At 66.5% G+C, this 24,306-nt stretch carries 25 protein-coding genes; 12 read left to right on the forward strand and 13 right to left on the reverse strand.

From position 1 onward, the window contains the following. Window positions 1-35 precede the first annotated feature (35 nt). Both BACI349Y_RS13415 and glpX read right to left on the reverse strand, forming a co-directional pair. Window positions 36-1,091 carry a lipid II:glycine glycyltransferase FemX gene (locus tag BACI349Y_RS13415; RefSeq protein ID WP_159632524.1) on the reverse strand — a complete coding sequence of 352 codons (1,056 nt, stop codon included), beginning with the start codon at window positions 1,089-1,091 and terminating at the stop codon, window positions 36-38. 89 nt (window positions 1,092-1,180) lie between these two features. Next, window positions 1,181-2,203 carry a class II fructose-bisphosphatase gene (gene glpX, locus BACI349Y_RS13420; RefSeq protein ID WP_200830737.1) on the reverse strand — a complete coding sequence of 341 codons (1,023 nt, stop codon included), beginning with the start codon at window positions 2,201-2,203 and terminating at the stop codon, window positions 1,181-1,183. A 224-nt stretch (window positions 2,204-2,427) separates the two neighbouring features. Here glpX and BACI349Y_RS13425 point away from each other — a divergent pair, with 224 nt between their 5' ends. The 5 genes from BACI349Y_RS13425 (at window position 2,428) to BACI349Y_RS13445 (ending at window position 7,751) form a co-directional block, all read left to right on the forward strand. After that, window positions 2,428-3,108 carry a DUF4245 domain-containing protein gene (locus tag BACI349Y_RS13425; protein WP_236561047.1) on the forward strand — a complete coding sequence of 227 codons (681 nt, stop codon included), beginning with the start codon at window positions 2,428-2,430 and terminating at the stop codon, window positions 3,106-3,108. Between the two features lie 10 nt (window positions 3,109-3,118). Continuing rightward, window positions 3,119-3,733 carry a carbonic anhydrase gene (locus BACI349Y_RS13430; RefSeq protein ID WP_159632526.1) on the forward strand — a complete coding sequence of 205 codons (615 nt, stop codon included), beginning with the start codon at window positions 3,119-3,121 and terminating at the stop codon, window positions 3,731-3,733. A gap of 87 nt (window positions 3,734-3,820) precedes the next feature. After that, the gene (locus BACI349Y_RS13435) at window positions 3,821-5,248 is read left to right on the forward strand and encodes a class II fumarate hydratase (protein WP_159632527.1); all 1,428 of its coding nucleotides are present in this window, start codon (window positions 3,821-3,823) and stop codon (window positions 5,246-5,248) included. Between the two features lie 149 nt (window positions 5,249-5,397). After that, window positions 5,398-6,066, forward strand: a complete 669-nt coding sequence (locus BACI349Y_RS13440; RefSeq protein WP_159632528.1) for a TetR/AcrR family transcriptional regulator — start codon at window positions 5,398-5,400, stop codon at window positions 6,064-6,066. Next, a complete protein-coding gene (locus tag BACI349Y_RS13445; RefSeq protein ID WP_159632529.1) occupies window positions 6,063-7,751 on the forward strand; it encodes an MDR family MFS transporter in 1,689 nt (562 codons plus the stop codon). The genes BACI349Y_RS13440 and BACI349Y_RS13445 overlap by 4 nt, the downstream gene beginning before the upstream one ends. A gap of 18 nt (window positions 7,752-7,769) precedes the next feature. On the opposite strand, the gene BACI349Y_RS13450 is transcribed toward BACI349Y_RS13445, so the two are convergent. Further along, window positions 7,770-8,240 (reverse strand): NUDIX hydrolase, encoded by a 471-nt coding sequence (locus BACI349Y_RS13450; RefSeq protein ID WP_159632530.1) that lies wholly within the window; start codon window positions 8,238-8,240, stop codon window positions 7,770-7,772. Between the two features lie 40 nt (window positions 8,241-8,280). Beyond that, a complete protein-coding gene (locus tag BACI349Y_RS13455; RefSeq protein WP_159632531.1) occupies window positions 8,281-8,826 on the reverse strand; it encodes a prepilin peptidase in 546 nt (181 codons plus the stop codon). Between the two features lie 60 nt (window positions 8,827-8,886). Here BACI349Y_RS13455 and BACI349Y_RS13460 point away from each other — a divergent pair, with 60 nt between their 5' ends. Further along, on the forward strand, window positions 8,887-9,681 hold the full coding sequence (locus BACI349Y_RS13460; RefSeq protein ID WP_159632532.1) for a hypothetical protein: 795 nt from the start codon (window positions 8,887-8,889) through the stop codon (window positions 9,679-9,681). A 42-nt stretch (window positions 9,682-9,723) separates the two neighbouring features. Further along, window positions 9,724-10,371 carry a GNAT family N-acetyltransferase gene (locus BACI349Y_RS13465; RefSeq protein WP_159632533.1) on the forward strand — a complete coding sequence of 216 codons (648 nt, stop codon included), beginning with the start codon at window positions 9,724-9,726 and terminating at the stop codon, window positions 10,369-10,371. 200 nt (window positions 10,372-10,571) lie between these two features. Here BACI349Y_RS13465 and BACI349Y_RS13470 read toward each other — a convergent pair whose 3' ends face one another. Beyond that, complete coding sequence (locus BACI349Y_RS13470; RefSeq protein ID WP_159632534.1) at window positions 10,572-11,990, reverse strand: PhoH family protein; 1,419 nt, start codon at window positions 11,988-11,990, stop codon at window positions 10,572-10,574. Window positions 11,991-12,229: 239 nt separating this feature from the next. Then, window positions 12,230-12,991 carry an isoprenyl transferase gene (locus BACI349Y_RS13475; protein WP_159635666.1) on the reverse strand — a complete coding sequence of 254 codons (762 nt, stop codon included), beginning with the start codon at window positions 12,989-12,991 and terminating at the stop codon, window positions 12,230-12,232. Window positions 12,992-13,139: 148 nt separating this feature from the next. Here BACI349Y_RS13475 and trhA point away from each other — a divergent pair, with 148 nt between their 5' ends. Beyond that, window positions 13,140-13,883 carry a PAQR family membrane homeostasis protein TrhA gene (gene trhA / locus BACI349Y_RS13480; RefSeq protein ID WP_414703694.1) on the forward strand — a complete coding sequence of 248 codons (744 nt, stop codon included), beginning with the start codon at window positions 13,140-13,142 and terminating at the stop codon, window positions 13,881-13,883. Between the two features lie 24 nt (window positions 13,884-13,907). Here trhA and BACI349Y_RS13485 read toward each other — a convergent pair whose 3' ends face one another. Together BACI349Y_RS13485 and mca are read right to left on the reverse strand one after the other, a co-directional pair. Then, complete coding sequence (locus BACI349Y_RS13485; RefSeq protein WP_159632535.1) at window positions 13,908-14,249, reverse strand: hypothetical protein; 342 nt, start codon at window positions 14,247-14,249, stop codon at window positions 13,908-13,910. Window positions 14,250-14,346: 97 nt separating this feature from the next. Further along, window positions 14,347-15,252 (reverse strand): mycothiol conjugate amidase Mca, encoded by a 906-nt coding sequence (gene mca, locus BACI349Y_RS13490; protein ID WP_159632536.1) that lies wholly within the window; start codon window positions 15,250-15,252, stop codon window positions 14,347-14,349. Window positions 15,253-15,384: 132 nt separating this feature from the next. On the opposite strand from mca, the gene BACI349Y_RS13495 reads away from it, so the two are divergent. Both BACI349Y_RS13495 and greA read left to right on the forward strand, forming a co-directional pair. Next, window positions 15,385-15,843 (forward strand): DUF4307 domain-containing protein, encoded by a 459-nt coding sequence (locus tag BACI349Y_RS13495; RefSeq protein WP_159632537.1) that lies wholly within the window; start codon window positions 15,385-15,387, stop codon window positions 15,841-15,843. A 151-nt stretch (window positions 15,844-15,994) separates the two neighbouring features. After that, window positions 15,995-16,489 carry a transcription elongation factor GreA gene (greA, locus tag BACI349Y_RS13500; RefSeq protein ID WP_159632538.1) on the forward strand — a complete coding sequence of 165 codons (495 nt, stop codon included), beginning with the start codon at window positions 15,995-15,997 and terminating at the stop codon, window positions 16,487-16,489. Between the two features lie 120 nt (window positions 16,490-16,609). On the opposite strand, the gene BACI349Y_RS13505 is transcribed toward greA, so the two are convergent. From BACI349Y_RS13505 to BACI349Y_RS13520, 4 genes are read right to left on the reverse strand one after another with little or no spacing between them, the layout of a single operon-like run. Next, window positions 16,610-17,239, reverse strand: coding sequence for a rhomboid family intramembrane serine protease (locus BACI349Y_RS13505; RefSeq protein WP_159632539.1), 630 nt, complete (start codon window positions 17,237-17,239; stop codon window positions 16,610-16,612). Between the two features lie 8 nt (window positions 17,240-17,247). Beyond that, the gene (ilvA, locus tag BACI349Y_RS13510; RefSeq protein ID WP_159632540.1) at window positions 17,248-18,486 is read right to left on the reverse strand and encodes a threonine ammonia-lyase; all 1,239 of its coding nucleotides are present in this window, start codon (window positions 18,484-18,486) and stop codon (window positions 17,248-17,250) included. Window positions 18,487-18,489: 3 nt separating this feature from the next. Then, entirely contained in the window at window positions 18,490-19,836 is a 1,347-nt protein-coding gene (locus tag BACI349Y_RS13515; RefSeq protein ID WP_236560832.1) for an AI-2E family transporter, read from the reverse strand. 35 nt (window positions 19,837-19,871) lie between these two features. Next, complete coding sequence (locus BACI349Y_RS13520; RefSeq protein WP_159632541.1) at window positions 19,872-20,828, reverse strand: aldose 1-epimerase family protein; 957 nt, start codon at window positions 20,826-20,828, stop codon at window positions 19,872-19,874. A 101-nt stretch (window positions 20,829-20,929) separates the two neighbouring features. On the opposite strand from BACI349Y_RS13520, the gene galT reads away from it, so the two are divergent. Continuing rightward, window positions 20,930-22,087 carry a galactose-1-phosphate uridylyltransferase gene (galT, locus tag BACI349Y_RS13525; RefSeq protein ID WP_159632542.1) on the forward strand — a complete coding sequence of 386 codons (1,158 nt, stop codon included), beginning with the start codon at window positions 20,930-20,932 and terminating at the stop codon, window positions 22,085-22,087. Further along, the gene (gene galK / locus BACI349Y_RS13530; RefSeq protein ID WP_159632543.1) at window positions 22,084-23,271 is read left to right on the forward strand and encodes a galactokinase; all 1,188 of its coding nucleotides are present in this window, start codon (window positions 22,084-22,086) and stop codon (window positions 23,269-23,271) included. The genes galT and galK overlap by 4 nt, the downstream gene beginning before the upstream one ends. A 102-nt stretch (window positions 23,272-23,373) precedes the next feature. Here the strand turns inward: galK and BACI349Y_RS13535 are convergent, their stop codons facing one another. Further along, window positions 23,374-24,288 (reverse strand): Bax inhibitor-1/YccA family protein, encoded by a 915-nt coding sequence (locus BACI349Y_RS13535; RefSeq protein ID WP_159632544.1) that lies wholly within the window; start codon window positions 24,286-24,288, stop codon window positions 23,374-23,376. Between the last annotated feature and the right edge of the window lie 18 nt (window positions 24,289-24,306).

Here is a 24,306-nt window from a genome sequence, read left to right on the forward strand (position 1 = left end):
CGCCCTTTTTGGCGTTGCCGGGGTTAGCCCTGCGGCTAGCTGCCCGGACGCAGTTTCCGGACCAACGGGCGGACCTGCCCGGCGGCGCCTTTCAGCAGCCGGCGCGCCTGCTGGAGGCCCTTGCGGGCGAGCGGCATGGCCTTCGAGTAGGCGGGATAGAACGGCGACAGCGGCCTTTCCCACGTTCCCATGAGCATGTTCTCGTGCTTGGCGAACTGCTTCTTGAAATCGGAAATGCCGTCGTTCAGGAGGCCGTTGAAGTCGTAGCGGCTGCAACCGTCTTCCCGCATGGCCTGCAGCGCGGCCCACTTCACGCCGTAGTTCACGCGCTGTTTCTGGCCTTCGGCGGAGACGCCGCCGTAGAGCTCGAAGGCGGTGGCGCCGCTGCGCGAAAGCCAGGTGAAGGCAAGCATCTGCTCGCCATCGAAAGCGGCGATGATGGGCGAGGAGTCGCCGAGGTTCCGGAAGATGTCCCGGTAGTACTGGTCCTCGTGGATGCCGAAGCCTGCCCGCTCGGCTGTCTGGTGGTAGATGGCCAGCACCTGGTCCACCTCGGAATCGTTTTTGACCTTGCGGAATTCAACGTCGCTGCGCATGGCCTTGCGGATGTTTGCCCGCGTGGACTTGGACATCTCGGCCATCAGCTCGTCGTCGGAGCGGCTGAGGTCCAGGATGAGCGTGCGCGGAATGAGGACGGTGTTGGTCGATTCGCGGAAGCCCGCGGCGGCCACGGCACCGGTGAATGCGGAATCCCGGTCCCAGTCCGGTTCGATGCTGAGGGCCACGCCCCGGTGGCGGAGGGCGGCGTGCTCGGCCAGCCGGTTCAGGACCACCTGCGCGTTCTCCACTGAGCACATGGGTCCCCGGGGAATGTAGACGAGGGCACGGAAGGGGACGGGCAGCCGGCGGACCAGGAGCTGGGCGCAGCCGATGGTTTCGTCCCCGGCCTTGACCAGGACCCGGTCAACGGCCCAGCCGTGGGCGGCCTTGGTCTCGCCCCAGCCCCACAGCTGTTGCGGATGCCCCTGGAACCGGTCAACGTGCTCGTCCCAGAGGGCGCGGTCAGTACAGGGCACAACAGCAGGAATCATGGCTTAAACCCTATACCAAGGCCTTAACGCCAAAGCCCCCGGCGCGTGTGTGGCGCACCGGGGGCTTTGCAGTCAGCAGGACCTGGCGGTCAGTTCTTGCGGGCGTAGCCTTCCCACTTGCTGGCCTGGTGCTCGCCCTCCACGAAACGGATGGTTCCGGACTTGGAACGCATCACGATGGACTGGGTGAGGACCTTGTCCTTGGAGTAGCGCACGCCCTTGAGCAGGTCGCCGTCCGTGATGCCGGTGGCGGCGAAGTAGCAGTTGTCGCTGGAAACGAGGTCGTTGGTGGAAAGCACCCGTTCGAGATCGTGCCCGGCGTCGATGGCCTTCTGCTTCTCTTCGTCGCTGGTGGGCCACAGGCGGCCCTGGATGACGCCGCCCAGGGACTTGATGGCACAGGCTGCCACGATGCCCTCAGGGGTGCCGCCGATGCCCATGAGCGCGTCCACCCCGGTGCCGGAGCGGGCCGCGGCAATGGCGCCGGCGACGTCGCCGTCCATGATGAATTTGGTGCGGGCACCGGCTTCGCGGATCTCCTCCACCAGCGGGCGGTGGCGGTCGCGGTCGAGGATCATGACGTTGAGCTGGTTGACTTTCACGCCCTTGGCCTTGGCGATCAGGTGCAGGTTCTGCTTGACCGGCAGGCGCAGGTCCACCATGTCTGCGGCCTCGGGGCCGGTGACGAGCTTTTCCATGTAGAACACGGCGGAGGGATCGAACATGGAGCCACGCTCGGCAACAGCCAGGACGGCCAGCGCGTTGTTGATGCCCAGGGCGGTCAGGCGGGTTCCGTCGATCGGGTCGACGGCGACGTCCACCTCGGGGCCGGTGCCGTCGCCAACGCGCTCACCGTTGAACAGCATGGGCGCTTCGTCCTTCTCGCCCTCGCCGATGACCACGACGCCGTTGAAGTGGACGGTTTGCAGGAAGGAACGCATGGCGTCGACGGCGGCGCCGTCGGCGGTGTTCTTGTCACCGAAGCCAACCCAGTGGCCGCCGGCGATGGCCGCGGCTTCGGTGACGCGGACAAGTTCAAGGGCAAGGTTGCGGTCCGGCTCGTCGTGGCCCACCGCAAGGGACGGCGAAATCGTGGAGTACTTCTGGGTCATGGACGCTGGTGACACGTGAACCTCTTCTTCGAGTGGCGATCATTGAACCCGCCCGCCGGTGCAGCAGAACGGTGATTCCTCTGTTATCGATCATAGTCGTGGCGCCGCGCTGGGGGTGGCCCGTGACGCAACCCCGAAATGTGCCTGGCCGCCGGCCGGGGCCCGCGGACCAGCCCGAATGGAACTCCGGCTCCGGGATGGGCGACTATAGAGGGGTGAATGACATGCAGGAAGCCACCAGTCCCAGCTCCGGCCCGGCACAGCCCGATGGCCGTCCCGGCGCCGCGGGCAACAGTGCCGGCACCCCGGTGAAGCCCGTCATTCCGGCGGCCGCGGCCAAGCGCGCCAATGCTTCGGTGATCGGCATGATCATTGCCCTGGTGCTCAGCATCGCGGCGTTCCTGCCCGTTGTCCTCATGAATCCGCAGCCCAAGAGCGAGGGGTACCGCCCGGACATCGATGTGGCGTCGGTGGCCCGGAACGCCGCAGATGTGGCGGGATTCACACCCGTGGCACCGGACACCGGCAACGCCTTCCGGGCAAATTACGCCCGGTGGGAAGCGGGGACGGGCAGCGGGGTGCCTACCTGGGAGGTCGGCTACGTGACTCCCAAGACATCCTTCATCGCTTTGGTGCAGACCACGCAGGCCAACCCCACCTGGCTGCTCCAGCAGACCAAGAACGCTCCCGTTACCGGCTCACGGAATGCCGGTGGCCGGGATTGGGAACTGCGGGACACCGGCAAGGGCGAAAAGTCGATGGTCCTGAACTACCGCGGCAGCACCGTTGTCCTCTCCGGGGCAGCTCAGCTGGACGAATTCTCAACCCTCGCGGCCGCCGTCGTCACTTCTCTTGACGCCAACCCCGCCGTCACAGTTTCCCCTTCCGCCACTGCCGCGCCTTAACGTAGTAAGCATGGCTACTAACCTGACCCCTGCACTGGCCTGGCGCCGCCTGCGCGAAGGCAACGAACGTTTCGTAAACGGCGAATCCTCCCATCCCAACCAGAACGCTTCACGGCGCTCGGAACTGGTCGAGACGCAAAATCCCTTCGCCGTTATCTTCGGCTGCTCCGACTCCCGGCTCGCTGCCGAAATTATCTTCGACGTCGGCCTGGGCGACGTCTTCGTGGTCCGCACCGCCGGACAGGTGATTGACGACGCCGTCCTGGGCTCCCTTGAATACAGCGTCGCGGTGCTGGGGGTGCCGCTGATCGTGGTCCTTGGGCACGACAGCTGCGGCGCCGTAACCGCCACCAGGGATGCCGTGGAGACCGGTGAAATGCCCGCAGGCTTCATCCGCGACCTCGTGGAACGCATTACGCCTTCCGTCCTGACGTCCCTGCGGAACAACCAGCCCGAGGTCAACGACATGGTGGTGGAGAACGTCAAGCAGATGTCCCATCGCCTTGCGGACAGCTCGCGTGTGATTTCCACCGCAATCGAGGAGGGCCGGACCGCGGTCATCGGCCTGTCGTACCGTCTGGCAGAGGGCCGCGCCGACCTTGTTTCCGGAATCGGCGAGCTCTAGGAACCCTGCGCCGGCGGCCCAGCGGGCCGCCGGCGATGCTCCCTTAACGGTTTTCGATGGGGCACCCGGGAGCCATAAGCTAGCCCCATGACTTCCACTGAAGAGTTCCGCATTGAACATGACACGATGGGCGAAGTCCGCGTCCCCGTGAACGCACTGTACCGCGCGCAGACGCAGCGGGCAGTAGAGAATTTCCCCATCTCCGGCAAGACCCTGGAGCGCACCCACATCGAGGCGCTGGCACGGGTCAAGAAGGCTGCCGCCCAGGCCAACGCAGAACTGGGCGTGCTCGACGGCGAGCTGGCCAAGGCGATTGCCGACGCTGCCGATGAGGTGGCTGCCGGCAAGTACGACGGCGACTTCCCCATCGACGTTTTCCAGACCGGCTCCGGCACGTCCTCGAACATGAACACCAACGAGGTCCTGGCAGAGCTGGCCACGCGTGCGCTGAAGGCCGCAGGCAGCGACAAGGTGGTCCACCCCAACGACCACGTCAACGCCTCGCAGTCCTCCAACGACGTGTTCCCCACGTCCGTGCACGTTGCCGCCACGTCCGCGCTGATCAACGACCTCATTCCCGCCCTGGGCTACCTGGCAGAGTCGCTGGAGCGCAAGGCCGTTGAGTTCAAGGACGTCGTCAAGTCCGGGCGCACCCACCTCATGGACGCCACCCCGGTCACCCTGGGCCAGGAGTTCGGCGGCTACGCGGCGCAGGTCCGCTACGGCATCGAGCGCATCAACGCCTCGCTCCCCCGCGTGGCTGAGGTGCCCCTGGGCGGCACCGCCGTGGGCACCGGCATCAACACCCCCGCCGGCTTCCCCGAGCGCGTCATCGAGCTGCTCGCCACGGACACCGGCCTGCCGCTGACCGAGGCCCGCGACCACTTTGAGGCCCAGGCCAACCGCGACGGCCTGATTGAAGCGTCCAGCCAGCTGCGCAACATCGCCATCTCGTTCATGAAGATCAACAACGACCTTCGCTGGATGGGTTCGGGCCCCAACACGGGCCTCGGCGAAATCGCCATCCCCGACCTGCAGCCCGGCTCCTCGATCATGCCCGGCAAGGTGAACCCGGTCATCTGTGAGGCCTCCATCATGGTGGCCGCCCAGGTCATCGGCAACGACACCGCCATCGCCTGGTCCGGCACCAACGGCGCCTTCGAACTCAACGTGGGCATCCCGGTCATGGCCGCCAACCTGCTGGAGTCCATTCGCCTGCTGGCCAACACCAGCCGCGTCATGGCGGACAAGATGATCGACGGCATTACCGCCAACGTGGAGCGCGCCCGCTTCCTGGCCGAGGCTTCCCCGTCCATCGTCACCCCGCTGAACAAGTACATCGGCTACGAGAACGCCGCCAAGATCGCCAAGACCGCCGTCAAGGAAGGCCTGACCATCCGCCAGGCCACCGAGAAGCTCGGCTTCGTCGGCGAGGGCGACGGCAAGGTCTCCGAAGCCGATCTCGACAAAGCCCTGGACGTTACCACCATGACGGCCCCGGCCCACAAGGCCTGACAAGCCAAACAAGGCCCAACAGGCCAAAACGTCCGACGGCGGCCGGCACCTTTCGCACGAAAGGCGCCGGCCGCCGTCGTACTTTAAGGCAACTGCAGGTCGGCAACTGAAGTTTGCACTCCAGATGTTTTAGTGCAAAAATTTACTTTGTGACTGATAGTGCACCTTCTGACGGCCTGCGTGAGCGCAAGCGCGCGGCCACCCGCAGCGCCATCACCTCGGCTGCCCGGGCCCTGACGGCTGAACGCGGACTCAACGGATATACCGTGGAGGAAGTGTGCGAGGCCGCGGGCATCTCCCGCCGGACCTTCTTCAACTACTTCCCCACCAAGGAAGACGCCATCATCGGCCACGCGGACGACGACATCCCGTCCGACGTCATCGAGGAGTTCGTTGCCGGCGGAGCCGGATCACCGGCAGGACAGATCTCCCCCACCCTCTTCCGGGACCTGGTGACACTCTCCCTGCGCCTGGCCGAAGACATGTCGGCCTCGGAGGAAGACACCCGGCAGCTCATCGGGGTGGTCCGCAAGGAACCGCAGCTCATCCTCAGGATCATCGGCGTCACGGAGCAGCGCGAGGCCCAGTTCGCCCGGGACGTTGCCCGGCGCGAAGGAGTAGCCGCCGACCACCCGGTGGTGCAGATGGCCGTGGTCCTGCTCAGCACCATCGCCCGCAAAAGCAGCATGGCCTACTTCTCCGACGGCAACACCCGCAGCTACCCGGACCTGCTGCTGGAGAACATTTCCGCCGCCAGCGTCCTGTTTTCACAACCGTTTAACACCCCTGACACCACCGCAGCAGAAGGACAATCATGAGTACCGCCACCACCAAGGCGCCGGCAGGGCCCCTGCTGTTGACGCAAAAACGCATCTGGATCATCTTCTCCGCGCTGATCGCCGGAATGCTGCTGTCAAGCCTGGACCAGACCATCGTCTCCACGGCCATGCCCACCATCGTGGGCAAGCTTGGCGGCGTGGAGCACCAGGCCTGGATCACTACCGCCTACCTGCTGGCCACCACCATCGTGATGCCGATCTACGGCAAGTTCGGTGACATCCTGGGCCGCCGCAACCTCTTCCTGGTGGCCATCGCGCTCTTCACGCTCGCGTCGGTGGGCTGCGCCCTGGCCACCGATTTCTGGGGATTCGTCATCTTCCGCGCCGTTCAGGGCCTGGGCGGCGGCGGGCTCATGATCCTCTCCCAGGCGATCATCGCCGACATCGTTCCCGCCAAGGAGCGCGGCAAGTACATGGGTCCGCTCGGTGCCATCTTCGGCCTCTCGGCCGTGGCCGGCCCGCTGCTGGGCGGCTTCTTCGTGGACCACCTCACCTGGGAATGGGCCTTCTACATCAACATCCCGGTTGGCCTGGCCGCCTTCGCCATCGCCTGGTTCGCCCTGACCCTGCCCAACAAGAAGGCGGAAAAGCGGATCGACGTCCTGGGCGTTGTCCTGCTGTCCGCCGCCACCACGTGCCTGATCTTCTTCACCGACTTTGGCGGCAAGAAGGACCAGGGCTGGGATTCGCCCCTCACCTGGGCCTTTGGAATGGGCCTGCTCGTGTCCGCGGCCGCCTTCATCATGGTTGAGCGGCGCGCCGAGGACCCCATCATCCCGCTGAGCCTGTTCCGGAACCGGATCTTCATCAACGCCACGGCCATCGGCTTCACCCTGGGCCTGGGCATGTTCTCCGCCATCGCATTCGTCCCCACGTTCCTGCAGATGTCCTCCGGCACGTCCGCCGCAGAATCCGGGCTCCTCATGCTCCCCATGATGGCCGGCCTCATGGGCACCTCCATCTACTCCGGCATCCGGATCTCCAAAACAGGCAAGTACAGGATGTTCCCCATCCTGGGCGCCGTCTTCACCATGGCCGCCATGCTCTGGATGACCACCCTTGCCGCCAGCACCCCCATCTGGGTCATCTGCCTGCAGCTGTTCGTCTTCGGCGCCGGCCTGGGCCTGATCATGCAGGTGGTGGTCCTGGTGGTCCAGAACTCCGTACCGGCCGACCAGATCGGCACCGCCACCAGCACCAACAACTACTTCCGCGAAGTGGGGGCCGCCATGGGCGTGGCCGTGTTCGGCTCGATCTTCACCACCCGGTTGTCCGAGGCCCTCACCAGCGCGTTCACCGGCGCTGGCGCCTCCGCCGAGCAGGCCGGGCAGTCCACGCGGACCCTGGATCCGCAGGCACTGAACCAGCTCCCCGAACAGCTGCGCGACGCCATCGTGAACGCCTACGCCGACTCCTTGGCGCCCGTGTTCTGGTACCTGCTCCCCTTCATCGCCGTCGCGCTGCTGCTGGCCCTCACGCTGAAGCAGATCCCGTTGTCCGACACCGCCGGTATGGTGGCCCGCGGTGAGGCCGTGGGCGGCGAGGAGGCAGAGCGGCTCGCCGCCGGGCTTCCCGCCGCCGCCGCCGCCGAGGACGCGGAAGCCGGACGTAACGGGGACCTTGTTAAGGACGACGACGGCGAGCTGGTTTCCCCGGGCCGCTGACCGCCGTCGCGGCAGCCTCTAGGGCTCGAAGTGGACGGCTGCGGAGGGTGCCAGCGCCTGGCGGATGCTGGTGAGGTGCCCGGGCATCAGGTCGGGAAGGTCATCAAGGGTAAACCAGCCGACAGCCAGGGATTCGTCGTCATTGACCCTGGCTTCGCCGGAGACGTAGCGGCACAGGAACACGACGTCCAGGAATTCGCAGACGTCACCGTTGGGATACGTGACCGGCCCCACAGCGCCAACCGACACCACGCGCTCTGCCTCGGCCACCACAGCCGTTTCCTCGAAGATCTCACGGATCAGCCCGCGGGCCGGCTGCTCGCCGGGGTCCAGCATTCCGCTGACCAGCGCCCATTGGCCGTTGTCAGCCCGCTGAGCCAGCAGGATCCGGCCGGCGTCATCCACCACCACGCCCCGCACACCGGGAACCCAGATGGGATCGTTGCCGATCTTCTTGCGGAGCTTCAGGACGTATTCGGGTGCAGGCATAGCGCCAGCCTATCCAATCACCAAGCGGACGCCCCGCCGCTCAGGTGGGAAGCAGCATGGCGGCTGCGGCCCCGGCGAGCATGAACGGCCCGAACGGGATGGACGATTTCAAAGTCCCCCGCCGGGCTGCAAGAAGGGCTACGGACCACAGGCCGCCCAGCAGGAAGGCCAGGAAGGTCCCCGCGAACAGGTGTCCCCAGCTGAGATAGCCGAGGTACATGCCCAGCACTCCTGCGAGTTTGACGTCGCCGAACCCCATGCCCGGCGGGTACACAAAGCGGAGGACGAAGTAGAACAGCCACAGGATCCCGGCTCCGGCCACCACGCGGAGGGCAGGGGCCGACAGGATCCCAGTGGTGTCACCGGCGGCCGAAAGTGGGCTGGCCCAGGCAACGGCGGCTGCCGCCAGAAGGAGCACGCCGGCCACCGCATAGGACGGAAAGACGATCCGGTTGGGTAAAAGGTGGTGCCGGACGTCGATGATGGTCAGCCGCACCGCCATCACCGCAAAGTAGAGGCAGGCCGCCAGCACCAGCCAGAAGGCAAGCGGGGTGTGCTGCCAAAGTTCACCGAGTCGTCCGATCACCCCTCGGATGCTACTGGATCCACCCATTCCCGCCGTAGCGCCCCCGCGTAAAATGTGGATATGTCGACCTGGGACTCCCGGCGCAGCCCGGTTCCGGAATCACCTGCCTCCCCGGCGGACCTGGCCGCCGTGTTCCGGAACCTCTGCCGCTCCTCCCCTTGGAAGTGGCAGTCAATGCGGTTTGAGTACTGGGACCAGGCCTTTGCGTCGGCCCCCGCCCCGGGCGCCCCGTTCGTCCGCGCCTGGCTGCGCCGTCCGGGGGCGCTCCGGCTAGAGAGCCCCGAGCGCCTGGTCCTGCACAGCACTACGGGGATCAACGATTCCCGGGACGTCTTCTATGTGAGCGCCACGCGCAAGTCCTGGCTCCTCCCCCCGCACCTGGTCACCCCCGTCTATGACGACGCCGGACTGGTACGCCGCCGCCCCGAGGCCGCCTACGGCGAGCCCGGATTCGGCAACGGCCGCTTCTCGGCTGCGCTGGACCCCGTGGAGCTCGCGGGCAATGCACCCGTGCCCATCGAGTTTCCCGGCAGCAACGCGCTGGACATCCGGGAGGTGCGGTATTCCGACCACGAGGGGCGGACAGTCCTTGAAGCCGTGGTGGTCCCCAACGCCGCCTACCGCCCCGTTGATCCTGCCGCTCCCCTGTGCCTGCCCGGCCGGTCCCTGCTGCGCGTAGACGTGGGGACCGGCGTCTGTGTGTCCAGCCAGTCGCTGGAACCGGAAACGGAAGGGTATGGCCACTGGATCCGGATCATCGCCGTGGACGAGTACATGCTGGATGACCTGTTCCTGGCCCAGTCCATGAACCTCACCGACGTCCGCCGGCACATCAGCTGGGACATTCCCGCCTGAAAGTGACAGGTCCTCCTGGTCCCGGTCGGCTAGGCTTCGCGGATGACGACGATGAGCTCCATCTGGCCCCTGTTCGACCTCAGGCTGACCACGCCCCGGCTGGAGCTCCGGCCCATCACCGACCAGGACATCCCGGCGGCTGTCGACGCCGCCCGCAGCGGAATCCACGAGCCCACCAGGAACCCGTTCAGCACGCCGTGGACCGAGCTGCCCGGCGACGAGCTGGGCCCCAACATGGCCCGCTGGTACTGGCGCTGCCGCGGGGAGTTCACGCCGGAGCACTGGACGCTGCTCCTGGGGATCTGGCATGAAGGGCAGTTCATCGGGTGCCAGGACGTTGGTGCCAAGGACTTCGCGGTGCTGAAGACTGTCACCACCGGCTCCTGGCTCAAAAAGTCAGTTCAGGGCCGGGGACTGGGCAGGGAGATGCGGGCCGCCGTCGTCCTGTGGGCCTTTGACTGGCTCGGCGCTGAGGTCGCGGAGTCGGAGGCCGCCGCGTGGAACAGCGCCTCCCTGGGCGTCTCCCGTTCCCTGGGCTACGAACTGAACGGCACCAGCCGCAAAGCCTGGGGCACCAAGGTCGAAACACTCCAGCACGTCCGCCTCACCCCCGAAACCTTCAACCGCCCGGACTGGACATTGCAGGTCGAGGGCCACGAGGCGGTGGCAAAGTTACTTAAGGTCGCTTGACTGTACAAGGCCGGCCCAAGTCCTTCGCGTAGGAGCGCATCGCCGACCAGAGCGTTGCGCAGGTCGCCCAGCGACCGAAGCAGCGCGCCGGGAGGTGTCTAAGCGACGGCGAAGGGCTTGGGGCGGACGTACCCAGCCACCGAAACGCACGAAGGGCCGTGGCCCGGCGAACCGGGCCACGGCCCCTTGCGTAGGTAAGGTCAGCCCTCCAGGAGTTCCGTCACCAGGGCCGCGATCGGTGAACGTTCCGAGCGGGTCAGGGTGATGTGGCCGAAGAGCGGGTGTCCTTTCAGGGTTTCGACGACGGCGGCGATTCCGTCGTGGCGCCCCACGCGGAGGTTGTCACGCTGGGCGACGTCGTGGGTGAGCACGATCTTGGAGTTCTGGCCCATGCGGCTCATAACGGTGAGGAGGACGTTCTTTTCGAGGGACTGGGCCTCGTCGACGATCACGAAGGCATCGTGGAGGGAACGTCCGCGGATGTGGGTGAGGGGCATGACCTCGAGCATGCCCCGGTCCATGACCTCTTCCACTACTTCCTGGCTGACCAGGGCGCCCAGGGTGTCAAAGACTGCCTGCGCCCACGGGTTCATCTTCTCGGACTCCGAACCCGGCAGGTAGCCGAGTTCCTGGCCGCCCACCGCGAAGAGGGGCCGGAAGACGATCACTTTGCGGTGTTCGCGGCGTTCCAGCACAGCCTCGAGGCCCGCGCAGAGGGCCAGTGCCGACTTGCCGGTGCCGGCCCGCCCGCCGATGGAGACGATGCCCACGCCCGGGTCCATCAGCATGTCGATGGCCAGCCGCTGTTCGGCGGAACGGCCGTGCAGGCCGAACACGTCACGGTCGCCCTTGACCAGGCGGACCTGCTTGTCGGCGCCCACCCGGCCCAGTGCGGAACCACGGTTGGAGAGCAGCACCAGCCCGGTGTTGACGGGCAGTTCCGCGGCGGCGGGGATGAAGACCGGTTCGTGGCCGTAGAGGGTGGCGATGTCCTGTTCGTCCGCCTCGACTTCGGCAACGCCGGTCCAGCCGGAGTCCTTGACCAGTTCGTTGCGGTACTCGTCGGCGGTAAGGCCCATGGCGGAGGCTTTGACGCGCATGGGCAGGTCCTTGGAGACCACTGTGACGTTGCGCCCCTCGTTGGCCAGGTTCTTGGCGACGGCGAGGATGCGGCTGTCATTGTCCCCGCTGCGGAAGCCCAGCGGGAGCACCTCTGCGGAGATGTGGTTCAGTTCCACCATGAGGGTGCCGCCCTCGTCCCCGATGGGAAGGGGCTGGTTCAGGCCGCCGTGCTTGACCCGGAGGTCGTCCAGGAGCCGCAGGGCATTCCGGGCGAAATAACCCAGTTCCGGATCGTGCCGTTTGGCTTCGAGTTCGGTGATGACCACGACGGGGACTACCACCTCATGTTCGGCGAACCGCAGGAGTGCCCGCGGGTCGGAGAGCAGGACGGAGGTGTCGATGACGAAGGTGTGGATGTCGGCTTCCCTTCCGGAGACAGCAAAACCGGCCGCAGCATCAGTTGCTGCGCCGGTCACAGAGGTGGCTCGCTCGGCGCGAGAGGTAGCTTTTCCGCCCTGTCCAACCAGGACCTCGGGCAGTTGTTCAGAAGTAGCCACATCGACTCCAGCCCCGGGCGCCAGCCCGGAATTGTTAGTGGTGAGGCGGCTCGGCCACGAGGCCGGATCCGGCCTCCCATACACCCGGTGCGATGTTTCGCTCCATGTACTGGCCTCCCCGATCAGCCGGCGGTTTTGCCTGCTGATGGATATAACGTAAATCCACTCCGGGTGATTTCCGCAACTATTTAGCGGCGATTTCTCCGGCGGATGTATGAACTCGTGATGAACCGCGGGTTTCAGGTGCCGAAGCGCCGCTGCCGCCCGGCGTAGTCCCGCAGGGCGCGGAGGAAGTCGACCTTCCGGAAGGCGGGCCACAGGGCCTCGCAAAAGTAGAACTCGCTGTAGGCGCTCTGCCACATCAGGAAGCCGGAGAGGCGCTGCTCCCCCGACGTCCTGATCACCAGGTCCGGATCCGGCTGGCCCCGCGTGTACAGGTACCGGGAGATGTCGTCGACGCACAGGTCATCGGCAAGCTTGGAAATATCCATGCCCTTGGCGACGGCGTCATGCAGGAGTTCACGGACGGCGTCGACAATCTCCCTGCGGCCCCCGTACCCCACCGCCACATTGACGTGGATTTTTTCCCGCACAGGAGTCCTGGCCGTGAGTTTGTTCAGCCGCTCAGCCAGGTAGTCCGGAAGCAGTTCAGGGGCACCCATGGCATGCACGGAGATGTTCGCGTCTTCATCCAGCCGGTCCAGGGTGTTGGCGATGATCCCCATCAGGAGGTCCAGTTCCTCGCTGGAGCGGTTCATGTTGTCCGTGGAGAGCATGTACAGCGTCACCACCTTGACCCCGAGCTCCTGGCACCAGCCCAGGAATTCGTGGATCTTGTCCGCTCCCGCCTGGTGGCCCTGGGCAGTGGGGGCATTGAACTGCTTGGCCCAGCGCCGGTTTCCGTCCACCATGACACCTATGTGCCGGGGAATGCGGTCGCGCGGGAGGTCCTTGAGCAGCCGGCGCTCGTAATAGCCATAGAGGAACCCGGGCAACTCCACGCGTCCACTCACCTGACTTTCCTGCCGTACGTACATCCACATCCTAGGCTACCGCCCGGGACGCCCCGGGACGGGCAGGACCTCAGGACCGGACCCAAAGGGATGTTACTGAGCGGTAACTTACCGGCCCGTAAGTTATTCTGGTGCCATGAACAGCGACTCCCCGCAGGCCTCCCCGGCACCCCGGCCCGAGGACCGGAACCCCGGCCCGGATCCGGAGCCCAGCGCGGTGGATGATGCCGCGGTACGCCTGGCGGAACTACTGATGATCAAGCCCAAATGGCGCGGCTGGATCCACACAGTCACGGCCCCGCTGGCCCTGGCCGCAGGGATCATCCTGGTTGTCCTCGCACCCACGGTTGACCGCCGGGTCACCTCTGCCATCTACGCTGCCACCGGCGTTCTGCTGTTCGGTGTCAGCGCCGTCTACCATCGCGGCAACTGGTCCCCGCGGGTCAAGCTCATCCTGAAGCGGCTGGACCATACCAACATCATGCTGGTGATCGCCGGCACGTACACGCCACTGGCATGGACCCTGCTGGAACGCCAGCAGGCAGTGGTGCTCCTGTGGGTCATCTGGGCCGGGGCCATCCTCGGAGTACTATTCCGGCTGCTCTGGACTGATGCGCCACGCTGGCTCTACGTGCCGATCTACATCGCGCTGGGCTGCGGCGCGCTGTTCTACCTGCCGCAGTTCTTCCAGGCCAGCATTCCAGCAGCAGTGCTGATCTGCGTGGGCGGCGTCCTCTACATCACGGGCGCTGTCTTCTACGCCCTCAAGAAGCCGAACTTCAGCTACTACCACTTCGGTTTCCACGAACTGTTCCACGCGTTCACCGTGTTTGCCTTCGCGGCCCACTTCGTGGCGATCGCGCTGGCGGTCCTTGCCTAAAGCCGCCCCGGCGGCGGGACCCTCTTATTCGCGGGGCCGCGGAAGCCCGTTTGCCGGGCCGTTTCCGTTGGCGTCCGGCGCTGCCTGGCGGGTGCCGTCGTCGAGCCCGTCCTGGGCGTCTGCGGCGTCCACGTCAGCCGCGGCAGCGGCGGCCAGGCGTTCCTCCTCCACCTGGGCGCGGTAGCGGACCCTGCGGATCCGCCGCACCATGTCCACAATGAGCAGGGCGGTGGCCACAACAAAGAAGGCCGTCATGATGAACCCCAGAAGGCCCGGTGTTACCTGGTCCTCGGATATTCCGTCCCGGAGCGTCGGAGTGGGCAGCGGGCTCGGCGTGGTGGCGAGGCTGAGGAGCAGAGAATGCACGGTTAATACCTTCTGGTGGAACGGATGCAGCAGGATGCGGACGGAACGGCCCGTCACCGCACCTGTCTTCTACGCAAGATAGAAATGGCCTGCCTGTCTATCTTAGCCCGGCGAACAGGTCCTTCTCGGGGAGCTCGGACGGCACCCGGGAGTGGATCAGGGAGTAGTCTTCCCAGGGCCAGACCCGGCGCTGCATGTCCGGGGAAACCGCGAAGAAGAACCCCAGCGGGTCCACCTGCGTGCGGTGGGCGCGCAGTGCGTCGTCGCGCATTTCGAAGAAGTCGCCGCAGTCCACCTGGGTGGTGGTGGGGTGCGCGGCAGGAGGTGGCGTGTGCCCCTCCGCATCGGACTCCAGCCACGCGGCCAGGCGCTCGGCATACGGGGACTGCAGACCCGCCTCTTCGAGCGCAAAGTGCAGTGCCCGGAACCTCTCCGGGCTGAAGGCACGGTCGTAATAGAGCTTGCTGGGCTCCCAGGCGTCCCCCGCGTCCGGGTACCGTTCCGGATCCCCCGCTGCCTCGAACGCTTCCACGGCTACCCGGTGGGCCATGATGTGGTCCGGGTGGGGGTAGCCGCCGTTCTCGTCATAACTGAGGATGACATGCGGCTTAAAGGACCGGACCAGCCGGACCAGGGGCGCGGCCGCCTGCTGCAGGGGCAGGGTGGCGAAGGAGCCGGCCGGAAGGGGCGGGAGCGGGTCACCCTCGGGGAGGCCGGAGTCCACAAAGCCCAGCCAGCGCTGGCGGATGCCCAGGATGGCGGCGGCCCGCTGCATCTCCAGCCTTCGCGCGCCGGCCATGTCCCGCTTGGGATGCGGCTCACCTTCAACTGCCGGGTTCTGGATGTCACCGCGGGAGCCGTCCGTGCAGGTTGCCACCAGGACGTCCACGCCGGTGGATGCATACATGGCCATGGTCGCAGCACCCTTGCTGGATTCGTCATCCGGGTGGGCGTGGACCGCGAGCAGCCGGAGCGGCACCTGGGATTTGCTGGGCGCTGTCATGGAGGGGACGGCTCCTTAATTTTGTCTTTCGCGGCTCTGGGGCAGCATACGGGTGATGCGGCGGGCGCAGCGCCTTGCCGGCAGCTGGTGCCACCGCGAAAGCGCCGGCGGAAAGGGCACTAAACTGGTCTGGTGACTTCCCCGGACCAGCCGGCCCAATCCGCGCCCGCAGACACTAGCCTAGCCAATCGGTATGGTGCTAAAAAGCGCCGGCTCTCCCCCAGGGCCGCCCGGCTGGCCATCGGCGTCGCGCTGGCCGTGGGGATCGGGTTCCTGGCCTGGGTGACCACGTCCAATTCGCTCTCCGGGGTGACGTTCAAGGACGTGGGTTACAGCACCACCGATGCCACCCTCGCCGAGGTCGATTTCCAGGTGACCCGGGAACCGGCCAAGCCCGTCAAGTGCGCCGTGAAGGCGCTGGACGCCAAGTTTGCCGTGGTGGGCTGGAAGGTGGTGGACATCCCGCCGTCGGCGGCGGACTCAACGCCCGACGGCGGCAGGACAGTTGCCCAGCGCGTCACGTTGCGCACGGAGTCGGCGTCCGTGTCCGGAGTGGTGGACAGCTGCTGGATTCCCGGCGGGGAGTCCTAAGGGATGTGATGCGCGACGCTTGATTGTTGGGTTATCTCCAAGGGATTGACTACAATGGAGAGATACCTTTACCCCGCTGAGCTGGTTACTGTTCCACAAGTGGCCACCGTGGCGGGGTCTTTTGCATGTAAGACCACTAGAGGAGAAGTCCGTGTCTACCACCAACAGCGCATCTGCAGCCTGGCTTACCCAGGAAGCTTTTGACCGCCTGAAGGCAGAGCTGGACCACCTTTCCGGCGCAGGCCGGGCGGAGATCGTCCAGAAGATTGAAGCAGCGCGGCAAGAGGGGGACCTCAAAGAAAACGGGGGCTACCACGCGGCCAAGGAGGAGCAGGGCAAGATTGAAGCCCGCATCCGCCAGCTGACCGTCCTGCTCCGGGACGCCCATGTGGGTGAAGCGCCTGCCGATGACGGCATCGTTGAGCCCGGCATGCTCGTGGTTGCCAGGATCGCCGGGGATGAGGAGACCTTCCTGCTGGGATCGCGCGAAATCGCCGGCGACTCGGACCTGGATGTCTTCAGCGAGAAGTCGCCCCTGGGTGCGGCCATCCTGGGGCACAAGGAGGGCGAGACCCTCAGCTACGTTGCGCCGAACGGCAAGGACATCAAGGTGGAGATCCTCTCCGCCAAGCCCTACGCCGGGTAACGCCAGGACAAGCAGCAGGCCGGTCCGGCAAAAGCGGCGGCCGTCCCCACGGGGACGGCCGCCGCTTTTCTGTCTGCGCCGCAAGAACTGCCCGGGCGCGCCGCCGGGGAGGACCGGCGGTCAGGACTGGCGCGGGAGCGCAGGGAGGCGCGGACGAAGCAGCAGGGCCGCCACTACCCCGCCCGCGGCGCCGCCCAGGTGCGCCTGCCAGCTCACGTAGCCTGCCACAAAGGGCAAGGCACCGAGCAGGATGCTCCCGTACCCCATGAAGAGGACCACCGCGAGCAGGATCTGCCGCCAGCTGCGGTTGAAGAAGCCACGCACCAGAAGGAACGCGAAGAGCCCGAAGACCAGGCCGGACGCGCCCACCGTGACGCCGTTGCCGATAAGCCAGACGGTGACCCCGCTGCCGAGCCAACTGAAGGCCAGCGCGGTGAGGAACACGCGGAGCCCCGAGAGGAACACGAGGAAGCCGAAGATGACCAGGGGCAGGCTGTTGGACAGCAGATGGTTCAGGTTGGCATGCAGGAGCGGGAAGGTGAAGATGTCCAGCAGCCCGTCGGCGCTCCTGGGCCGCAGGCCGAAGGTCCGCGTGAGGGCGCCCATCATCAGCGTGTTGACCACCTCGATGGCGAACAGCAGGGCCACGAAGCCGCCCAGAACCACCAGGCCGCCCTTGGCGCGCGCGGCGATGGTTTGCCGCGCCGGGCCGCCTCCGTTACCCGTCAGTCCGCTGCCCAGTCCGGCCATGGCCGCTCCTAGTGCACAACGATGGGCTGGAAGCCCTCGGCACGGAGGGCGCTGAGGACCTGTTCACCGTGCTGGTGGCCCTTGGTCTCCAGGTTCACGGTGATCGAGACATCGCCCATGCTGATGGATCCACCCACCCGGGTGTGGTCCAGGCCGGTGACGTTGGCATCATTTTCGGCGATGATGCGGGCAATGGTTGCCAGGGAGCCGGGGCGGTCATCAAGCATCATCCGAACGGTCATGTAGCGCCCTGCGGCGGAGAGGCCGCGCTGGATGACCTTGAGCATCAGCATGGGGTCGATGTTTCCGCCGGAGAGGACCACCACCGTGGAGCCCGGGTTCTCGATCTTGCCGTCCATGAGGGCGGCCACGCCCACTGCGCCGGCGGGTTCCACCACCATCTTGGCCCGCTCGAGCAGGAAGATCAGCGCGCGGGCCAGCGAGTCCTCGCTGACGGTGACCACGTCATCCACCAGCTCGCGGATGATGCTGAAAGGCAGCTGTCCCGGGCGTCCCACGGCAATGCCGTCCGCCATGGTGGAGACCCGCTTCAGCGGTACCAGGGCGTCAGCGGCAAGCGAGGGCGGGTACGCGGCGGCGTTCTCCGCCTGGACGCCGATGATGCGGATCTCCCGGCCGAGTTCCCGTGCGCGGGCCTTGATGGCGACGGCGACTCCCGCCAGGAGCCCGCCGCCGCCCACGCCCATGAGGACGGTGTCGACGTTGGGGACCTGCTCAAGGATTTCCAGGCCTACGGTCCCCTGGCCTGCCACCACGTCCACATTGTCGAACGGATGGACGAAGACCATGCCGGTTTCATCGCTGTAGCGCTGGGCTTCAGCGAGCGCCTCGTCCACGTTGTGCCCGTGCAGGATGACTTCGGCACCGTGGCTGCGGGTGGCGGCAAGCTTGGGCAGTGCTACGCCCAGCGGCATGTAGATCCGGGCCTTGATGCCAAGACTTTTGGCGGCAACGGCAACGCCCTGTGCGTGGTTGCCGGCCGACGCCGCCACCACGCCCCGCTTTTTCTCTTCCGGCGAGAGCCGGGCCATCCGTACGTAGGCACCGCGGACCTTGAACGAGCCGGCGCGCTGCAGGTTTTCGCATTTGAAATGGACGTCGCCGCCCACCATGCCCCCCAGCGCCCGGGACGATTCCACGGGCGTGCGCGCAATGATCCCGTCAAGCAGCTTCTGCGCCTCAAGGACATCGTCCAGTGTGACGGGAAGGGTTTCAAGGATCTTCACGGACTACTCTCCTTTGGGTTCTGCCCCGGCGCCCTCCGGAGAGGCGGTGCGGGCATCACGGTGTTCGGATGAAGTGCCTGCCGCCCGGCCGTTCCCGGCGTCGGATGCAGACGGCGGCTCAACGTCCTCGATGGTGTTGTCCCCGCCCGCTCCGGCTGTGATGGGCCTTCCGGCAATAACCGGCACCTGTTCATGTTCCCACGTTCTGGCCGCAATGTAGCGAACGGCCGAGTTTGCTACGGCCAGGATGGGTACCGAGAACAGCGCCCCGGGGATGCCGGCGAGGTAGGATCCGGCCGCAACGCTGAGGATTACTGCCACCGGGTGGAGCGAGACTGCCTTGCCCATGACCAGGGGCTGCAGGATGTGGCCCTCGAGCTGCTGGACCAGCAGGACGATGCCCAGCATGATCAGGGCGTTCACGGGACCGTTGGCCACCAGTGCCAGCAGGACGGCAACGACGCCGGTCACCAGGGCGCCCACTACCGGGATGAAGGAGCCGAGGAAGACCAGCACGCCCAGGGGAAGCGCGAGCGGTACCCCAATGATGGCCGCGCCGACGCCGATGCCCAGCGCATCGACAGCGGCGACAAACATCTGGATGCGCGCGTAGCTGACCATTGATGCCCAGCCTTTGTGGCCGGCGCCGAACGTGGCGGCCCGGGCTTTGCGGGGAAGCATCCTGACCAGGAAAGCCCAGATCCGGTCTCCCTCCAGGAGGAAGAAGATGAGGATGAACAGCGAGAGGAGCATCCCGGCTGCGAAGTGTCCGGCGGTGCTCCCGAAGGACAGGGCGCCGCTGAGGATGCTGCTGCTGTTGTTCTGGAGGGCGTCGGTGGCTTCCTTGACGTACTGGTCAATCTGGGTGGCGGTCAGGTGCAGGGGCCCGGCGGACAGCCAGTCCTGGACCTGCCGGACGCCCTCAAGCGCCTGGGAATACAGTTCGCCGAAACCGACCACCAGTTGCCTGCCCACCAGGGCCAGGGCACCGGCGATGACGCCGATGAAGCCAAGGACTGTCACTGCGACGGCCAGTCCCGGGGGAAGCCCCCGCCTCTTCAGCCATGCCGTGACCGGGCTGAGCAGTCCGGCGAGGAGCGCGGCCACCATGATCGGAATGATCAGGAGGGTGATGTGGCTAAGCAGCCACACCAGCGTTCCCGCCATCAGGAGGATCAGGCCGAGCCGCCATGACCAGGAAGCTGCGATGCGGATGCCGTACGGGATGTCCTTGTCCAGCTCACGGTCCGTCAGGACCCTCAGGGGTGCGGCCGCGGCCGCTGCCGGCGCGGGAGCCGGTTGGACCGGTGCTGGGTGGGCAAGGGTAACGTCGTCCTCTTTTGGCGTCATATCCCCATACTTCCCCAGCGGTGGCCCAATGCAAACTACCGTGCCGCGCCGGGTGCGTAGTCGATCCCCCATTCCATGCTGAAGGACTCCCCTGCAGGCAGCCACCGGAGGCCGTCACCGGAGTTGAACGCATTGGCCGGCCCCGTCATTGGCTCCACCGCCACGGCCCGGGTCCGGCCTGGATACACGGTGCTCACGAAGATGTGGACGTACCGGCAGGATTCGTCCTGCCAGAGCGACACCGCGCTGCCGTCACCGGCTGCAAGGGTGTGCCGGGCCACGCCGCCCTCAAACCGGAGGTCCGTCAGGGCCACGTCCACTGCCAGGTCCGCGACGTGCCGGCCGGAACGGAAGTCAACGTCCCCGTCGACCGGGGCCGGACTGCGCGGAATCAAGCGCTCATCGGTCACCAGACGGGTGTCGGCGGCAACGGTCAGCTTCAGTTCCTCGACCGGAGTGTCACCGACCCGCAGGTAGGGGTGCGCGCCGAGGACGAAAGGCGCTGCCGCCGTACCGTCATTGGTGAGGGTCTGCCGGACGCGCAGCCCGAGGTCCTCGGAAAGCTGGTAGTCCACCCGGTGCCGCACCAGAAAGGGATAGCCGTGCTGCGGGAAGACGACCGCTTCCAGCGCCACGGCGTGCGGGGACTCCCCCACCAGGGCATAGCCGGCGTTTCGAAGCAGGCCGTGGCTGGCGTTGTTGCGGGACACTTCGGTGATGTCCAGCTGCTGTTTCCTGCCGTCGAGGAACCATTGCCCGTCCTCCACCCTGTTGGCCCAGGGGGCCAGCGTGATGCCGGCGCCGCCCGGGGAGATCTCGTCGTCCCCATAAGTCTCGGTCAGCAGGACCCCGCCACGGCTGAACGAGCGCAGCCCCGCGGCGAGCTCGGTGACTACGGCCACGGCATCGCCCCGGCGCAGTTCGTATTGCCGGCCGGTGGTGCAGGTCCGGGTGGATGCAACGGAGGTTTCCTGTGGGGAAGAGGCAGTCATGAGGATTACCGTACAACGGGCGGCGCCTCACCTCCATCCCGAACCTTGTTACTTTTTGTTGTTAACTATTCTTTTCTGATCGGTTGTGCCAAACTTTTTGCATGACAGGGATTACCAGCACCAGACTCTCCGACGGCCGGGAGCTGATGTATTTCGACGACGCCGGCACCAGCACCTCCCGCGCCGGGCACCTCACCACCGATCATCGGGGCCTGCCGCCGCGGGGCGAACCGGGCGAGGTCCGCTTCGATGCGCTGACGGATGAATGGGTGGCCGTTGCCGCGCACCGCCAGGCCCGTACCCACCTTCCGCCGGCAGACCAGTGCCCCATCTGTCCCACCACTCCCGGGAATGCTTCGGAGATTCCTGCCGCGGACTATGACGTGGTGGTCTTCGAGAACCGGTTCCCCTCCCTGGGACCGGCGCTCGGGCCGGTTCCCGAGCATGCCGGTTGGGGAACGAAGGGACCCGCATACGGCCGCTGCGAGGTGGTGTCGTTCACCCCGGACCACACGGGATCCTTCAGCGGGCTGAGCCAGGAGCGGTCCCGGACCGTGATCGAAGCCTGGTCGCACCGCACGGCTGCCCTCAGTGCCATGACGGGGATCAAGCAGGTCTTCCCGTTCGAAAACCGCGGCGCCGACATCGGCGTCACGCTGCACCACCCGCACGGCCAGATCTACGCCTACCCCTACGTCACGCCCCGCGCCGGCGTCCTGGGTGCGGCGGCCCGGAAGTATTACGACGCAACGGACGGCAGGGAAACCCTGACCGGTTCGCTGCTGCGGGCCGAGCGGGAGGACGGCAGCAGGATGGTGTTGGAAGGAACGCACTTCAGCGCCTACGTGCCCTTCGCAGCCCGGTGGCCCCTGGAAATCCACCTGGTGCCGCACCGCCAGGTCGCCGACCTCGCGGCCTTGGACGGGGAGGAGAAGGATGAGTTGGCGCATGTCTACCTGGACCTGCTCAAGCGGGTTGACGCCCTGTACCCCACGCCCACTCCCTACATCTCCGCGTGGCACCAGGCCCCGCTGGATGACGTCCTGCGGCCGGCGGGATACCTCCACCTGCAGCTGACCTCCCCGCGCAGGGCAGCCGACAAGCTGAAGTACCTGGCAGGGTCGGAGGCAGCCATGGGCGCTTTCATCAATGACACCACTCCCGAAAGCGTGGCGGAACGGCTCCGCAATGTTGCCGTCCCACCGTCGTCCACGCCTGCTGCCGCCCTCGCGGCCAACCCGGAAGGAGCCTCCGCGTGAGCACCCGGAACCAGGACAACAGCCAGGCCGCAGGTGCCACACCGCAGGACCTTGGCGCCCGCTTTGAGCAGGAATTCGGCCGCGCTCCCGACGGCGTGTGGCAGGCGCCCGGGCGGGTCAACCTCATCGGCGAACACACGGACTACAACGAAGGCTTCGTTCTGCCCTTCGCCATCGACCGCACCGCGCGGGTGGCCGTCGCCGTGCGCCAGGACGCCACCATGCGGCTGCTGTCCACGTATGGCGACCAGGGGGTGGTCAGCACCAATCTCGAGACCCTGCAGCCGGGAACGGCAAAGGGCTGGACCAAGTACCCCCTGGGCGTCGTGTGGGCGCTGCGGCAACAGGGCATCGACGTCCCCGGACTGGACCTGCTCCTGGACTCAAACGTTCCGCTCGGCGCCGGCCTGTCATCGTCGCACGCCATTGAATGTGCCGTCATCACCGCACTGAACGACCTCACGGGCGCCGGACTGGAGGCCGAGGACATGGTGCTGGCCACCCAGCGGGCCGAAAATGACTTCGTCGGGGCACCCACCGGCATCATGGACCAGTCCGCGTCCCTGCGCGGTTCACAAGGCCACGCAGTTTTCCTGGACTGCCGGGACCAGACGGCGCGCCTGGTCCCGTTTGAGACCGGGCCCGCCGGCCTGGTGCTCCTGGTGATCGACACCAAGGTGTCGCACTCCCACGCCGACGGGGGCTACGCCTCGCGGCGCGCATCCTGCGAGCTGGGCGCGGAGGTCATGGGGGTGAAGGCCTTGCGGGACCTGGAGGTGGCGGACCTTGAGGAAGCCAGCGGGCTGCTGGACGAGGTCACGTTCCGTCGCGTCCGGCACGTCGTCACCGAGAACGACCGGGTGCTCCAGACCGTGGATCTGCTGGACGGCCCGGGCCCCGACGCCATCGGCCCCCTGCTGGACGCCAGCCACGCCTCCATGCGCGACGACTTCGAAATCTCGTGCCCGGAGCTGGACCTTGCCGTGGACACCTCCCGTGCCAACGGGGCCATCGGCGCACGCATGACGGGCGGCGGCTTCGGCGGGGCGGCTATTGCCCTGACGCCGCTGGACGCCGAACAGAAGGTGCGTGACGCCGTCGTCAAGGCTTTCGCAGACGCCGGCTTCGCGGCGCCGGACATCTTCACCGTCTCCCCCGCCGCCGGCGCCATGCGGATCGCCTAAGCGGGCGCGGTCCGTCTGGAGCGCTTTAACGGCTGTGGGCCCCACCAGTTTGGTGGGGCCCACAGTTGGTTAACGTACGACGGCGGGAGGTTGCCGGAGTGCCTAGTCGTCGCCGCGCAGGATGGCCAGCAGGCGGATGATCTCCACGTACAGCCAGACCAGCGTGACGGTCAGGCCGAAGGCCGCCGTCCAGGAGAAGCGCTGCGGGGCACCGTTGCGGACGCCCTCTTCGATGCTGGTGAAGTCCATGATCAGCGAGAAGGCTGCGAGGCCGATGGCGAGCAGTCCGATGAAGACGCCCAGCGGGATGCCGAAGATCTCAATGCTGCGCATGCCGAAGGGTTGCTGCAGGACGCCTGTCCACATCATCACCATGTTGACCAGGGAGAACACGGCATAGCCGATGATGGCGATCATAAAGAACCGCATGGCCTTCGGGGTGGCGCGGACCTTCCCGCTCTTGAACAGCAGCAGGGTCACGGCGAACACCGAAAGCGTGCCGACAACTGCCTGCAGCCCGACGCCGGGGAACATGCCATCCAGGATCCGGGTCAGGCCGCCGAGGAAGAGACCTTCCAATGCGGCGTAGGCCAGGATCAGCGCCGGCGACGGCTGCTTCTTGAAGGTGTTCACCAATGCCAGGACAAAGCCGCCCAGGGCGCCGACGATCATCAGCATGGAAGCCAGGCCCTGCGCCACCACCAAGGTGACTGCTGCGCCGGCAATCACCGCGGCGAGGCAGGCAGCGGTCTTCATGATGACGTCGTCGAACGTCATCCGGCCAGTATCCGCGGGGCCCGCCGAGGGCTGGCTGTACATCTGCCGCAGCTGTTCGTCGGTCATGCTCTGGGGCTGCGTGCCCCAGCCCTGCTGACCGTACGGTTGCTGGCCGTAAGGCTGCTGACCGTACGACGCCTGGCCGTAGGGAGCGCCGTAGGGAGCCTGCGGGACAGGCGGTGCCTGGGTGGCTCCACGGAAATTCTTTCCGTTGAAGATCGGGTTGCCGCCAAGTGCCATTGCGGGATTCCTCCATGT

Origin of the sequence: Arthrobacter sp. 8AJ, from assembly GCF_902506025.1 — a bacterium.
GTDB lineage: Bacteria > Actinomycetota > Actinomycetes > Actinomycetales > Micrococcaceae > Arthrobacter.